A 15,305-nucleotide genomic window follows, 5' to 3' on the forward strand; every position below is an offset into this window, starting at 1 on the left:
GGGTCGCGACTACCAGTCGATCTGCGGGTCCAGGCCGAATTCGGCGAATGTACTCGAAATCGTCTCTCGTAGATCATCTTTCGTATTTGACTGGCCGAGCAGATAGGCCGAGATCCGGATGAAGATCTTGTCCCGGTCCCGCCCCGAGACCAGCAACAATTGGCCACCCATCCCCTCGAGGGTGCTTTTCTTCATGCCCGGTTCAAAGGGCCTCATGTGCGCTTCGTCGGCGTCGGTGCCGTCGGGCCGATTCACCGCCGGCGGTAGGTCACCGATGTTGGACACGGTGACCGGAAGGGTCGCGCCTCCCGCAGCCACCCCAGCCAGCTTCCGCGCGACTCGCTTTGGCGTCAACGCGGTCAACGGCAACGGCGCCAACCACTCGTTGTCCGAGTTGTCGATCGCTTCCAGAATCGTCTGCGTGATTTTGAGGTGGATGTCGCGAAGGTCGGTCGCCGCATTCGTCGGGTCCACGCCGATGTCGATAGCGGTGATGGCATTGCCACGGATATCGCCGTTGTCCCGCAGATTTGCCACCAGCCGCAGCGTCACCGCTCCGTCATCGTTGACTCGCCCCACCCGCACAGCGAGCCGGCAGGCGACCCCCGCGACTAGCGAATGGCTGCTTGCGCCAAGTTGTTTCGCGAGTGCATCCCAGTCGCTGAGCTTGACGTAGGCAGTCAGCGCCGGCATCTCGATCCTCGGATCCTCGCCGCCAGTTCTCGGCGGAGGCGGCGCCGCTTTGATCGTCGACGTGAGTTCCTTGCGGTCGCGCCGAGCCCGTCGCGCCACCGCGGCCAACGCCCGCCCGATGTGCGGAAGTTCTTTGGCGGTTTGCCGGAAGTCCTCCCGCAGCGCCCGTCCGCGAGGACGCGTCCCCCGGGGCGGATAACCCAAGTCGTGCGTCCTGCCCTCGGCCGCGTCGGCTATCGCTTGACCGAAAGCAATCGCGTCGACAACCGTATGCGAGACCACCAGGCTCACCGCAGTTCCGCCATCGGTGAGCGGAAGCACCCCGAGATGCCAGCCCGGGCCCCACTCCGGATCGATGGCCAATCGCGCCCGTTCGTCGGCCCACTCGCTCACGTCGTTACGCGCTCGCGGCGTCGCTTCGATATCCAGTTTCGGGGAGTTGGGCGCCAGCACCCAGCGATCGCGCGCGAACGGCAACGGAGACCGCTCGATCAGGCGCCCGAACAACCCGGAGCCGAGGTTCCGGTGAAAGCGCCGCAACCCTTCGATGTCGGCGCCGCGATCGTAGATCCACGTCACTTGGATCAACGCGCCGTGCACCGCTCGGGTCGCGAGGAAAGACGCCTGGTCGAGGTAGGCCAGTCGATTGTCGAGCGGCGCAAGGCTACCTGAGCGGACCGGCACCGCCGGCTGCTCCCGTTCAACCGACGTCTCGGTCAGTAAGCCCGCTAGATGGCGGGCGAGCGAGGTGGGTGTGGGATGTTCGAACACCAAGGTGGCGGGCAGCGTCAGCCCGGTTTGGGCGCTGAGCGCATTGCGTAGTTCCAAGGCGGTGAGGGAGTCGATTCCGAGGTCTTTGAACGCCACGTCAGTGTCGAGTGCATCCGGGTCGCGATGGGCCAACACCGTTGCGGTGGCGCTTGCCACCACCTCGGTCAGGATCCCAAGTCGCTCTTCTGCTGTTCGGCCAGCCAGCTTTTCCCGTAGCCCCGAGTCGGCCAAAGCCGGTGTTCCATCGCTCGTGGCGGCGGTGCCCGAGCGTGACGCCAGTTCGGTCAACAGTGGGTGCAAACGACGGACGGTGAACGCCGGAATGAATTTGTCCCAGGAAATGTCGGCAAGGGTGATCAGGGTGTCGTCTGCCTCGATGGCCTGTTGCACTGCGGCCAAAGCGATTTCGGGCCGGATCGGGTTGAGGCCGATCCGCTGGAAGATGTCGACAACCTCGGACGGCATGCTGCTGGTTTCATCCGCCCAAAGACCGAAGGCCGCCGCGACCGCGCCCCAGCCGTTGCTACGCAGACGCGTGGCCAGCGCTTCGAGATGAGCGTTCGCGGCCGCATACGCGCCTTGTTGTGCACCGCCCCAAGTCGCTGCTCCGGAAGAGAACAGGATGAACGTTGCGGGCGGATCGTCCGCGAGCACGCTCGCCAGGTTGTCGGCTCCAACCGCCTTGGCGGCGTAGCTGTCCGCCAGTTCTTCAGCCGATGTGTCGGCAATGGTGTTCCACCCGATTGCCGCGGCGGCATGTACGACGGTCTGCACAGATCCGTACTCGCTGCGAACGGCGGCGACCGCGGCCGCCAACGCGGACTGATCGCTCACATCAACCGACAGCCCCTTGACATCCACGCCACGCTCGTGCAGCTGCTTCGCCAGTTCGGCCGTTTGCGGATGATCGGCGGCGTTACGACTCATCAGGACAATAGGATTGGCGCCGGCATCGGCAAGCCAACCGACGATGTGTTTACCCAGGCGCCCCGTCCCACCGGTCACCAAAGCCGGTCCGGACGGTTTCCAACTGCTGGCTCGTTCAATACGTTGCAACGGCAGCGGCGCCTGCACCAGGCGGCGCGCGCTCACCGAGTGCGGCCGTATCGCGAGTTGGTCCTCCGACTGCTCGCAGCTCAAAATGGCGTACAAGGTCTCGATGTCACGCTGCGCGGCGACAGCCGGCAGATCTACCAAACCGCCCCACTGGTCGGGATGCTCGAGGCACACAGACTGTCCAAGCCCCCAGACGGCGGACTGGAGCGGGCTCGCGGGATCGTCATCCGTGGATACCGAAACCGCACCCTGAGTGGCCACCCACAACGGAATTCCCAGACCGGAGTCGCAATGGGCTTGCGCAAGCAGGAGTGTCGAAAGCAATCCGACAGATGTGCCGGGCAGCGTCGGGTGCGCCCGCTCATCTGTGGCCAAAAACGAGATGACGCCGTCGAACTGAGCCCGCGCCGTAGCCGCCTTCAAGAGCGCGGACAACGATTCCCTGCCGAGCTCACTCGGGTCGACGGTGTGCACGTCCACCGCATCTGCGTACCGAGTGGCAAGACCGGTAACCCACGCGCCGTTGGCCTGTTCCGGAAAGGCTACGACCAGCCAGCGACGACGAGCCTGCGGAAAGGTGTCGGGGCGAACCACCCGCCAAGCGACCTGATATCGCAGACTGTTCGCCGCCGACCGCACATCGGATTCCGAGCGCCAGTGGCGCAGCGCGCGCATCACGGCTTCCACCGAGTCGCCGTCTGGAACGTCGCTCAGCCCCAGTAATTCCGTGAACGCTTCGACGGCGCCGTCATCAACGGCCTTCCAGAGCGCATCGTCGGCCGCGCCGCCGGTGGTCTCCGGGGAATGGGGTGTCATCCAGTAGGAGCGGTGTTGGAATGCGTAGGTAGGCAAGGCAACAACGTTGGCGCCGGGGTAAAGACTCTGCCAGGACGGGGATTTGCCGTGATTGTGCAAGTGCGCCAGCGTGGTGGCCACGGCGTCGAGGTCGGCCCGCTCCCGATGCAGTGTGGCAATGACCGCGGAGCCGGCGCGATCGGCGGTACTGGCCAATGTGTCGGTGATCGCCGCGGCTAACACGGGGTGCGGAGAGAGCTCCACGAAAAGATGCTCACGCCGGCCCAGCAGTTCGGCGACATTGTCGTAGAACCGAACCGGCTCGCGCAGATTCCGGTACCAGTAATCGGCGTTCATCGTCGTGGTGTCGAGCGGCTGGCCCGACAGCGCGCTTTCCACCGTGGAATACAGCGGGATACGTGCGGGCTGCGCGGCAACTTCACCCAGCTCTTGCAGCAGGTGGTCACGCAATTGCTGCACCTGTTCGCAGTGCGACGCGTAATCGACCGCGATGGAGCGTATTTGAATGTTGTCTCGCTCGCAGGCAGCGGTGAGCTGCTCGAGCGCCGCCGGGTCACCACTGACGATAGTGTGCGAGGGCCCGTTGATCGCGGCGATGCTGACGGCACCGTTGCACGCCTGCAGCCGAGCGCGAACTTCCGTTGCGGGCAGCACGATCGACGCCATGCCGCCGCGGCCCGAGAGCCCGGTCAGCGCCTTACTGCGCAGCGCCGCGATCTTGGCGGCCTGGTCCAGCGACAAGGCGCCGGCAATGTAGGCAGCGGCGATCTCGCCTTGGGAATGCCCGATGACGGCATCCGGCACGATGCCCAAGGAGCCCAGCGTTTCTGCCAAGGACACCATGATCGCGAACAAAACCGGCTGGACCACATCCACCCGCTCCAAGGACGGCGCCGCCGGGTCCTGCAAGATGACGTCACGCACCGACCAACCGGTGAAGGGGCGCAACGCCTCATCACAGGCGTCGAGGCTGCGCGCAAAGCCGCGGTGGCGCTGGTAAAGCTGCAATGCCATGCCGGGGTACTGGGCACCTTGGCCTGGAAAGACAAACACGGTGTCGGCGGGCAACTGATGCGTAGCGCCGTGGTGTCGGGTCAAGCTCGGGTGCGGCTGATCTGCGGTCAGCGCATCTAAGGCATCGAGGAGATCGTGGCGTGCATCTTCGTTTTCCGGGTTGGCGGTGACGGTGGCCCGGTAGGGGTGATGCGCGCGGGTTGTCGCCAAACTGTAAGCCACGTCGGCCAACCCGACGTCGGGATGAGAACGCAGATGCTCGCCCAACCGGTGTGCTTGACCGGCCAGGGCACGAGAACTGCGCGCCGAGATCGGCCACAGCAGTATCGGCGGCCGCTCCTCTGCTTGCGCGGTCGCCGGCGCTGCCTGATTCGCAGTCACCTCGGGCGGCGCCGGAGCCTGCTGGACGATGACATGCGCGTTGGTCCCGCTGATCCCGAATGAGGACACCGCCGCCGTGCGGGGGTGGCCGGCTGCCGGCCACGGCACCGCTTCGGTGAGCAACCGCACCACCCCGCCCGACCAGTCGATATGCGGGCTGGGCTGGTCGACGTGCAACGTGGGCGGCAGCAGATCGTGGTTGAGCGCCTCGACCATCTTGATCAGGCCGGCCGCACCGGCCGCGGCCTGGGTATGGCCGATATTGGATTTGATCGAACCGAGCCACAACGGTCGGTCCGGATCGCGGTCGGCGCCGTAGGTGGCCAGCAGCGCCCCCGCCTCGATGGGATCGCCGAGGGCGGTACCGGTGCCGTGCGCCTCGACGACGTCGACCTGGGCGGGCCCGACGCCGGCGTTAGCTCCGGCCTGGCGGATGACGCTTTGTTGGGCAGGTCCATTGGGAGCGGTCAACCCGTTAGAGGCGCCGTCTTGGTTGATCGCAGATCCCGCGATCACCGCCAACACGGGGTGGTTGTTGCGTTGCGCATCGCTGAGCCGTTCCAGGACCAGCACCGCAGCCCCTTCTCCCCAGCCGGTGCCGTCAGCCGCGGCGGCGAATGCTTTGCAACGCCCGTCGACCGCCAATCCACGCTGCCGGGCAAATTCGGTGAACACCATCGGTGAGGTCATCACGGTCACGCCGCCGGCCAGGGCAAGGCTGCTTTCCCCGTTCCGCAGCGACTGACACGCCAGATGCGTTGCCACCAGCGACGACGAGCACGCGGTGTCGACGGTGATGGCTGGTCCCTGCAAACCCAACGCATACGCGACCCGCCCGGATGCCACGCTGGTGGAAAGACCGGTCAGGGCGTATCCCTCGACGCCGTCGCTAGCGGCCGCGCCGTAGGGCTGTGACCACGCCCCGACGAACACTCCGGTTTCCGAGCGCAGCAAGCTGGAGGGGTCAATCCGTGCGGTTTCCAACGCTTCCCAGCACACCTCGAGCAGTGTCCGCTGCTGGGGGTCCATGGTTTGAGCTTCCCGCGGCGAAATACCGAAGAACTCCGCGTCGAACCCGGCCGCATCTGCCAGGAATCCCCCGGTCCGGGTGTAGGTCTTGCCCACCGCGTCAGGATCGGGATCGAACAGTTCGGCGAGATTCCAGCCGCGATCGGTCGGAAAGGCTCCCATTGCGTCGGTGCCGGTGGCAACCAGATCCCAGAGCGCCGCAGCCGAATTGACTCCTCCGGGGAAGCGGCACGCCATCCCGATCACGGCGACCGGCTCGTCCGACCCGGCCTGCGCAACCACCTGCGTAGTCGCCGTTGCCGACCCGCCGAGCAGCTGTCCCAGATGGTTGCTCAGCGCGGCGGGAGTGGGATAGTCGAAGGCCAGCGTGGGCGGCAGATCCAGTTCGGTAACCGATTTCAGCCGATCCAATAGCTCGGTGGCTTTCACCGAGTCAAAGCCCAGATCCTGAAACGCGCTTTCCGGGTCGATCTCCGCAGCGTTGGCCCGGCCCAGTACCGCCGCCGCCTGCTCGCACACCACGCCGACCAGAAGTTCTTGCTCTTGTTGACGGAGGCCGCGCAGGCGTTGTGCCAACGCCGAGTCGTCCCCGAGTTGCGAGCCGGTTTCGTTGGCACTGGGCTGCTTTGGCCGGCGAAGCTGCGTGTCGATGCGAGCAAACTCGCCGCGACGGTATCGCTGCAGGCATTCTCGACGTCTGACCTTGCCGCTGGTGGTCAGCGGAATCGAGTGCGGTGCCACCAGAACGAGATCCGCGACGCTGAGACCGTGCGTTTTCGAAATGGCCGCGGTCAGTTCACGCTTGGCGACGCTGATCCGTTCCGCGGCCGCCTCTTCGGAATCGGCGCGGACCTTGAGCTCGACGATGGTGACCAGCTTCTCGACGCCGTCGTCATCCGCGACCGCGATTGCCACGCAACGGCCCGCGGTGATCTCTTGGATCGTGGCTTCGATGTCGTCGGGAGAGTGGTTGCGCCCATAGACAATAAGGAGATCTTTGATCCGGCCGATGATGAACATCTCGCCGCCGGAGAAAAAGCCGAGGTCTCCGGTCCGCAGCCAGGGTCCTTCGGGCGTCTCGGGCGAGGGATCAACAATCGTCGCACCGAATGTGCGTGCGGATTCTTCCGGCTTCTGCCAATAGCCGTCAGCGACGTTGTCACCCAGCGTCCAGATCTCCCCGATCGTGCCGGCCGGGCACTCGATATTTGTCTCGGGGTCGACGATGCGCACGATCGGCGACTGCGGCACGCCGTAGCTGACCAGCGGCGTACCTTGTGCGCTCGCGCACGGCTTCGCGTGGCCAGCGGTCAGTTCCTCGGACTCGAAGTACACAATTGCCGGCGGTTCCGCCGGTTCGCGGGTTGCCACATACACGGTGGCTTCGGCCAGCCCGTATGAGGGCCGCAAAACCCGTTCCGCGAGATTGAAACGGGCGAATCGCTTGGCAAAGCGTTTGAGCGTGGCGGGCTGAACGCGTTCCGCGCCATTGAGAATGTTGCGGACGTGCGCCAGGTCGAGGCCGGCCAGGTCGTCATCGGAGGTCTTGGCCGCGGCCAGCTCGAAAGCAATGTTGGGCCCCGCGGTGAACGGGCTGCTCGCGGTGGCCAGCAACTGCATCCAGCGAGCCGGCCGCTGCAAGAAGGCGGGTGGACTGGTGAGCACACCGCGAAAGCCGCCGACGATCGGAATGCCAATGCCCACAATCAAACCCATGTCGTGGAAAAACGGCAGCCACGACACGACGGTGGTGTCCGGCGGAGCTATCCCGCCGTCTTCGCGGTAATAGCTAGCGATGATCTGCTCGGTGTTGACCAGCATGTTCTTGTGCGAGATGACGACACCTGCCGGGGTGCGGGTCGACCCCGAGGTGTATTGCAAATACGCAACTTCTGGCCGATCTTCGAGCTCGACCGCAGGTGTGACGTCTGCATCCAAGTCCAGCAAATCAAGCTCGATTACGGTCGGCACGACCTCGCCGGGCTCGATGCACTCGACAACGCTGGCCGCCACCGAGGATGTCGTCAGGATCGCGGTCGGCGCCGCGTCCTGCAGGACCGAACTGGCTCGCTCGTCACTGGCGCCGCCCTGTGGCGCCGACAGCGGTACCGCGATCTGGCCCGCCTCCATGGCACCAAGGAAGGCGACGATGTAGTGCATTCCCTGCGGTGCCAGGACCACCGCGCGGTCGCCCGTCGACCCGCAGGCACGGAGTGCTTGGGCGACGTTGAGTGTGCGTCGATACAGCTGTGACCACGTCAAGCTTTCGGCAACACCGGCCGGATCCTTCTCGTAGTCAATGAAGGTGAAAGCTGTCTCATCAGGCCGCTGGCGGGCGTGTTTCCGCAGTACAGCGGGCACGGAGGGTTCGAGCACGCGTCGACGATACCGTGATGGGTAGACCCCGCGTGAGCAAAGCAGAATCTGATTTCCGACCCCGCGCAGGGAGTCAGAAGCCCCCCGTTCGGCGAGCTCTCCACCCAGTTGACGCGCTGTATGCCGCCCGCAATTCAACGGCACCCGCACTCACGATTCTGGACGTAAGCTGCCCGCCAGACGGCGCTGATCATCCGGGTTGCGGGCGGACGTCAGGGTCCGGCGCCGGGGGTTCCGATGGGCAGCAGTTGGAGCAGGAATGGCAAAAATCCCAATATCCCGAATTCGCCCACGAACCCCTTCCCTACCGCTTAACATGACCTAACTGGGTGCGTGACCGTAGCGAGCGAACGCCGGCCAAGTGGCGGCGAGCGAAGAAGCGAGGGGACGGCTCGCTTCGGGGCCGAGCAAACTCGACTCCGGAGCCCTCCCCTATTACATTCTGTTTAATTCGGCCGCCACGGGCTCACCAAGCAACCCACATTTTCCCTTTTTCTCACCCTGCCACGACGCGTCGCTCACCTGGGACAGCCGTGTATTGCCATGCCGGATCACGTGCAGAATCACCCGAAGTGACGGTGACGCGGCAGCGGGGTGGTCCGCGTCACAGTTCCCCGGAGCAGGTGTATTTGGCCACGTCAGGGCAGCTTGTTAAATTTTTGTACGATCGCACGATTTTTCCTCGCGTGTGCAGCAGAACAGCTACGCTTTGATTCGCACCAAAGTTCACGAGGCTGCTTCGTACGGGGGTCAATGGGTAGCTGGTCGCGGCGCTGCAGAGTGGCAGTGCCAATACGGCCCGGCGAAATTTCTCGAAGCGCTGATAACGGCGTGCGGCGGTGATAAGAACTTGTGGATAGGCAGAGAGGTGAAGGTTAGTGGGTAGGACGGGCGTCACTCCGGTCGCTGTCATTGGGATGGCTTGCCGGATGCCGGGGGGCATCAACTCTCCTGACTTGTTGTGGGATGCGTTGATGCGTGGCGCCGATCTGGTCACAGAAATCCCGCCGGACCGCTGGGACAACGACTACTACTACGACCCCGAGCCGGGAGTGCCTGGACGATCGGTCTGCAAGTGGGGCTCCTTCCTCTCGGACGTGGGCGACTTCGACCCGGAGTTTTTCGGTATCTCCGAAAAAGAGGCCACCACGATGGACCCGCAGCACCGGTTGCTGCTGGAAACGGCGTGGGAGGCAGTCGAGCATGCCGGCCTGACCAAGGACACCATCGCCAAGCAGACCGGTGTCTTCATCGGCGTGAACTACGCCGACTACCAGCTCGTGCAGATGGCCTCGGATGCCTTCGACGGTCCCTACGGAAATCCGGGGTCGCTGTTCAGCATGGCCTCCGGGCGTATCTCCTACGCGCTCGGTCTCGAAGGACCGGCATCGACAATTGATACCGCGTGCTCGTCCGGACTGTTTGCGATCCACCAGGCTTGCCGCAGCTTGAGCGATGGCGAAAGCGACATGACGATCGCCGGCGGCGTCAACGTGATGTTGGAGCCGCGCCGGTCGGCGTCAGCTTCCGCGGGCGGCATGCTGTCCGGCACCGGCCATTGCCACGCATTTGACGCCAAGGCAGATGGATTCGTCTCCGGCGAGGGTTGCGTGCTGCTGGTATTCAAGCGGCTTGCGGACGCGCAGCGCGACGGCGACCGGATCTTGGCGGTTGTGCGCGCCACGGCCGCCAATCAAGATGGCCACACCCCGAACATCACCATGCCGTCCGGCGACGCGCAGGTCGCGTTGTACCGCACGACGTTGGAGGCGGCGGGCGTCGAGCCCAGCAGCGTCGGCATGGTCGAGGCGCACGGTACCGGGACGCCGGTCGGTGACCCCATCGAATACACGAGCCTTTCCAAGGTCTACGCGTTTGACAACAAGGTCGCTATCGGCGCTTCCAAGACCAACTTCGGACACACCCAGGCAGCCGCCGGCGCGCTGGGATTGATGAAGACCGTGCTCGCCCTTCAGCACGGCGTGGTTCCGAAGAACCTGCACTTCGAAAAGCTGTCGGACGAGTTGGCGCAGATCGACACCAAGCTGTTCCTGCCGGTCGAAAACACGCAGTGGCCGGTGTCAGGTGATGGACCGCGGCGCGCAGCCGTGTCGGCCTGGGGAATTTCGGGCACCAACGTCCACGCCATCGTCGAACAAGCGCCGCTGCCGCCCTCCCCCAACGGGCTGGTCACCAACACGAGCATTGACGAGACGCTGCTGATCCCGATCTCTGCCTCATCCGAAAGTGGTTTGCGCCACACCGCAGCCCGCCTGGCTGACTGGATCGAGACGCACGCGACGGAGTTTGCGGCCCGCGATCTGGCTTACACCCTCGCGCGTCGGCGTGGGCACCGCTCGGTCCGGACGACCGTGCTGGCGAACAACACCTCAGAGCTGGTGACCGAGCTGCGCCAGGTCGCTGACGGTGAGGCGCTGTACCCAGAAATTGTCGGCCAAGAGCAACGTCCGCCCGTGTGGGTGTTCTCCGGCCAAGGCTCTCAGTGGGCCGCGATGGGTGCCGATCTGCTCGCCAACGAGCCGGTGTTCGCAGCGACCATCGCCGAAATCGAGCCGCTGATCGCCGCGGAGTCCGGTTTCTCGGTGACCGAAGCCATGACCGCAGCCGAGAAGGTGACCGGCATCGACCGTGTGCAGCCGACGCTGTTCGCCATGCAGGTCGCGCTGGCTGCCACTATGAAGTCCCACGGCGTGCACCCGGCTGCCGTCATCGGCCACTCGATGGGTGAGTGCGCCGCGGCCGTTGTCTCCGGCGCATTGTCGCTGGAAGACGGAACGCGCGTCATCTGCCGCCGCTCCAAGCTGATGACCAAGATCTCCGGTTCCGGCGCCATGGCATCCGTGGAACTGCCGGCCCAGCAAGTGCTTTCGGAGTTGATGGCCCGCGGCATCAACGATGCGGTGGTCGCGGTGGTCGCCTCGCCCGAATCCACCGTGATCGGCGGCGCCCCCGAGAGCGTCCGCGACATGGTGGCCGCCTGGGAAGAGCGCGACGTTATGGCGCGCGAGGTGGCCGTGGATGTCGCGTCGCACTCGCCGCAGGTCGACCCGATTCTGGACGAGCTGTACGACGTCCTGGCCGACATCGAGCCGTTGACCCCCGAAATTCCGTACTACTCGGCTACCTCTTTCGATCCCCGCGAGGAGCCCTACTGCGACGCCAATTACTGGGTCGACAACCTGCGCCACACCGTTCGGTTCTCCGCGGCGGTGCAGGCGGCGCTGGAAGACGGCTATCGCGTCTTCGGCGAGTTGTCGCCGCACCCGTTGCTTACCCACGCCGTCGACCAGACCGCACGCAGCCTCGACATGACGGCGGCAGCCCTGGCGGCCATGCGCCGCGAACAGCCGGTTCCGTTCGGATTGCGCGGCTTCGTCGGAGACCTGTTCAGCACCGGTGCGACCGTTGACTTCTCAGTGATGTACCCCAACGGACATCTTGTCGACGCGCCGCTTCCGGTGTGGAACCACCGGACCCTGATGCTGAGCCGCGACGGTCACAGCTCCCGCGCCTTGCGGGCCAGTGTTGCGGTGCACCCGCTGATGGGTCAGCACGTGCGCTTGCCGGAGGAGCCCGAGCGCCACGTCTGGCAGGCCGAGATCGGCACCGCGGCACTACCGTGGCTCGCCGACCACCAGGTCCACGGCACAGCGACCTTGCCGGGCGCCGCCTACTGCGAGATGGCGCTGGCCGCCGCCCGCACCGTCTTCGGCGACGCATCCGTGGTGCAGGACATTCGCTTCGAGCAGATGCTGATGCTCGACGAGGAAACCCAGGTCACCCTGACCGCGACCGCTGAGGTCCCGGACGCGCTCAACTTCGTCGTCGAAACGAACGAGGACGGCGTTGCGTCTCGCCGGGCATCAGCGGTGTTGCAGGCTCTCGGCAGCGAAACGCCGCCGGCGAAGCAAGACATCGAGGCCCTGCAAGCGTTGCACCCGAGTCCCGTTCAGGGCAGCGACCTCCGCGATGCACTCGACCTGTGCGGTATTCAGTACGGGCCCGCGTTCACCGGCCTGGCAGTCGCGCACACCGCCGAAGAAACGGGCACATCGGTGTTGGCCGAGATCTCGCTGCCCAGTGTCATCCGCACCCAACAGACCAACTACGGCGTGCACCCGGCGCTGCTGGACGCATGCTTCCAGTCGGTGGCGGCCCATCCCAGCGTGGCGATCGCCAGTCTCGGTGGATTGCTGTTGCCGTTGGGCGTTCGGGAGCTGCGCGCCTTCGGCCCGGTGCACACCGCGAAGTACTGCTACTCGCGGGTGACCTCGGCAACCGGCGGCGCCGTCGAGGCCGACCTCGACCTGCTGGACAAGGAAGGTGCGGTAGTCCTGACGGTTCGCGGACTGCAGATGGGCACCGGGGTGTCGGCTAGCGGCGAGCGGGCGCGGGTGCTGGGCGAGCGGCTGCTGACCATCGAATGGCAACAACGCCAGCTGCCCGACGTCGCCACCACCGATGCCGGATCCTGGCTGTTCGTCAGCACAACCGACGCGGCCGATCTGCTGGCGGCGGCGTTGACGGACTCGATGAAGCTGCATGATGCCGAGTCGACGACGCTGGCGTGGCACACCGACGGCGACCACCCGGCCATGTCCGAGCAGCTGCGCGACCAATTGAATCGCGGCGGCTTCAACGGGGTGGTGGTTCTCACCGGATCCCAGCAGGATGAAGCGGGTAACGACTCCCCTCGCCTCGGCGGCGAATATGTCCACCACCTGGTCCGGATCGCGTCCGCACTGGCGGAGACCGAGGGCGAGGCGCCTCGGCTGTATGTCGTCACCCGGGACGCGCAGAAGGTTCTCCCCGACGATGTGCCGAATCTGGAGCAAGGCGGGCTGCGCGGGTTGCTGCGGGTTATCGGTGCCGAACACCCGCACCTGCACACCACCCACATCGATTTCGACGGGCAGACCGACGCCGAGCAGGTGGTGCGGCAACTGCTGCTGGCGGGAACCGAAGAAGACGAGACGGCGTGGCGCAACAACGAGTGGTACACGGCTCGCCTGTGCCCCTCGCCCCTGCGGCCCGAGGAGCGGCTGACCACGATCGCGGCTCACGAAAGTGAAGGGGTCCGGATGCAGATCCGTACCCCAGGCGACTTGCAGACCATGGAGTTCGCCGCCTTCGACCGGGTGCCTCCCGGCCCTGGGCAGATCGAGGTTGCGGTAACCGCATCGAGTATCAACTTCGCCGACGTGCTGAACGCCTTCGGTCGCTACCAGAGCCTCGACGGGATCCTGCCGGCGCTTGGCACCGACTTTGCCGGCGTGGTCACGGCGATCGGTCCCGGTGTCACCAACCACAAGGTGGGAGACCATGTCGGCGGAATGTCGCCGCTCGGTTGCTGGGCCACCTTCGTCACGTGCGATGCCCGCCTTGCCACCAAGTTGCCGGACGGGATGACCGACGCGCAGGCCGCCGCGGTGACCACCGCGCACGCCACAGCTTGGTACGGCCTGAACGACTTGGCCCGCATGAAAGCCGGCGACAAGGTGCTGATCCACTCGGGCACTGGCGGCGTGGGGCAAGCGGCTATCGCCATGGCCCGGTTGGCAGGGGCCGAGATCTTCGCGACCGCCGGCAGTGAGCGGCGTCGACAACTGTTGCGCGACATGGGCATCGAGCATGTCTACGACTCGCGCAGCGTCGAGTTCGCCGAACAGATCCGGCGCGACACCAACGGCTACGGCGTCGACATCGTGCTGAACTCCGTCCCTGGAGCAGCCCAACTCGCCGGCCTGAAGCTGTTGGCCCTGAGCGGACGTTTCGTTGAGATCGGCAAGCGGGACATCTACGGCGACACCAAGCTGGGCCTGTTCCCCTTCCGTCGCAACCTGGCGTTCTGGGGTGTTGATCTCGGTGTCATGTCGGTCAGCCACCCGGAGCAGGTCAGCGAAATCCTCAGCACCGTCTACCGGTTGACGGCCGAGGGCAAGCTCCCGATGCCGGAGGCCACGCACTACCCGCTGGCTGAGGCGGCAACCGCGATCCGGGTGATGAGCGCCGCAGAGCACACCGGCAAGCTGATCCTCGACATCCCGCGGGTGGGTCGCAGCAGTGTGGTGCTGCCGCCGGAGCAGGCACCGGTGTTCCGCCGCGACGGCTCGTACATCATCACCGGCGGGCTGGGCGGCTTGGGACTCTTCCTGGCCGAGAAGATGGCCGGGGCCGGTGCGGGTCGTATCGTGCTGAGCTCCCGGTCCAAGCCGTCGCGAAAGTCTTTGGAGACAATCGAACTCATTCGTTCGATCGGGTCCGACGTCGTAGTGGCGTGCGGCGACATCGCCCAGGCCGACACCGCACACCAGTTGGTGGCCACCGCGACCGCGACCGGACTTCCGCTGCGTGGTGTCCTGCACGGCGCCGCGGTGGTCGAGGACGCCGTGCTGACCAACATCACCGATGAGCTGATCGAGCGTGACTGGGCACCAAAGGTTTACGGCGCCTGGAACCTGCACGAGGCGTGCGCCTCGGCGGAGCTGGACTGGTTCTGCTCGTTCTCCTCAGCTGCAGCGCTGTTGGGCTCACCGGGTCAGGGCGCCTATGCCGCGGCCAACAGCTGGCTGGACGCCTTCACGCACTGGCGGCGCGCACAAGGCTTGCCCGCCACCGCCATTGCGTGGGGAGCCTGGGGCGAGATCGGCCGAGGCGCGGACTTCGCGGAAGGCACCGGCGCCGCCATTGCTCCGGACGAGGGCGCTTACGCGTTCGAGGCGCTGCTGCGGCACGACCGGCCATACTCCGGCTACACCCCCCTGGTCGGGACACCGTGGATCGCTTCCTTCGCAGCGCGGAGCAAGTTCCTGGAGCTGTTCAAGACCGCCGGCGACAAGCGTTCTGGGTCAAGCAAACTGCGCGCTGAACTGGCGGAGCTGCCGATCGAGGAGTGGCCCGGCCGGTTGCGCCGTCTGCTGGCCGAGCAGATTGGGCTGATCCTGCGTCGAAACATTGATCCAGATCATCCATTGTCCGAATATGGGCTCGACTCTCTTGGTAATCTCGAGCTGCGCACGCACATCGAGGCTCAGACTGGCGTGCGCATCACGTCCGCCGACATCACGACCGTCCGAGGATTGGCCGATCACCTCGTCGACAAAATGGCACCAAAAGAAAGTGCGTCGACATGACGCAATCGCTACGAC

The 15,305-nt window shown here is 65.5% G+C and carries 2 protein-coding genes; one reads left to right on the top strand and one right to left on the bottom strand.

The features are described from left to right. Positions 1-9 precede the first annotated feature (9 nt). Positions 10-8,136: a type I polyketide synthase gene (locus A5645_RS26930; protein WP_081288216.1), complete on the bottom strand. Its 8,127-nt coding sequence runs from the start codon at positions 8,134-8,136 to the stop codon at positions 10-12. An 878-nt stretch (positions 8,137-9,014) separates the two neighbouring features. On the opposite strand from A5645_RS26930, the gene pks2 reads away from it, so the two are divergent. Further along, positions 9,015-15,290 (top strand): sulfolipid-1 biosynthesis phthioceranic/hydroxyphthioceranic acid synthase, encoded by a 6,276-nt coding sequence (gene pks2 / locus A5645_RS07570; RefSeq protein ID WP_065129082.1) that lies wholly within the window; start codon positions 9,015-9,017, stop codon positions 15,288-15,290. The last annotated feature ends 15 nt before the right edge of the window (positions 15,291-15,305 follow it).

It is taken from the genome of Mycobacterium asiaticum (genome assembly GCF_001673635.1).
GTDB lineage: Bacteria > Actinomycetota > Actinomycetes > Mycobacteriales > Mycobacteriaceae > Mycobacterium > Mycobacterium asiaticum_C.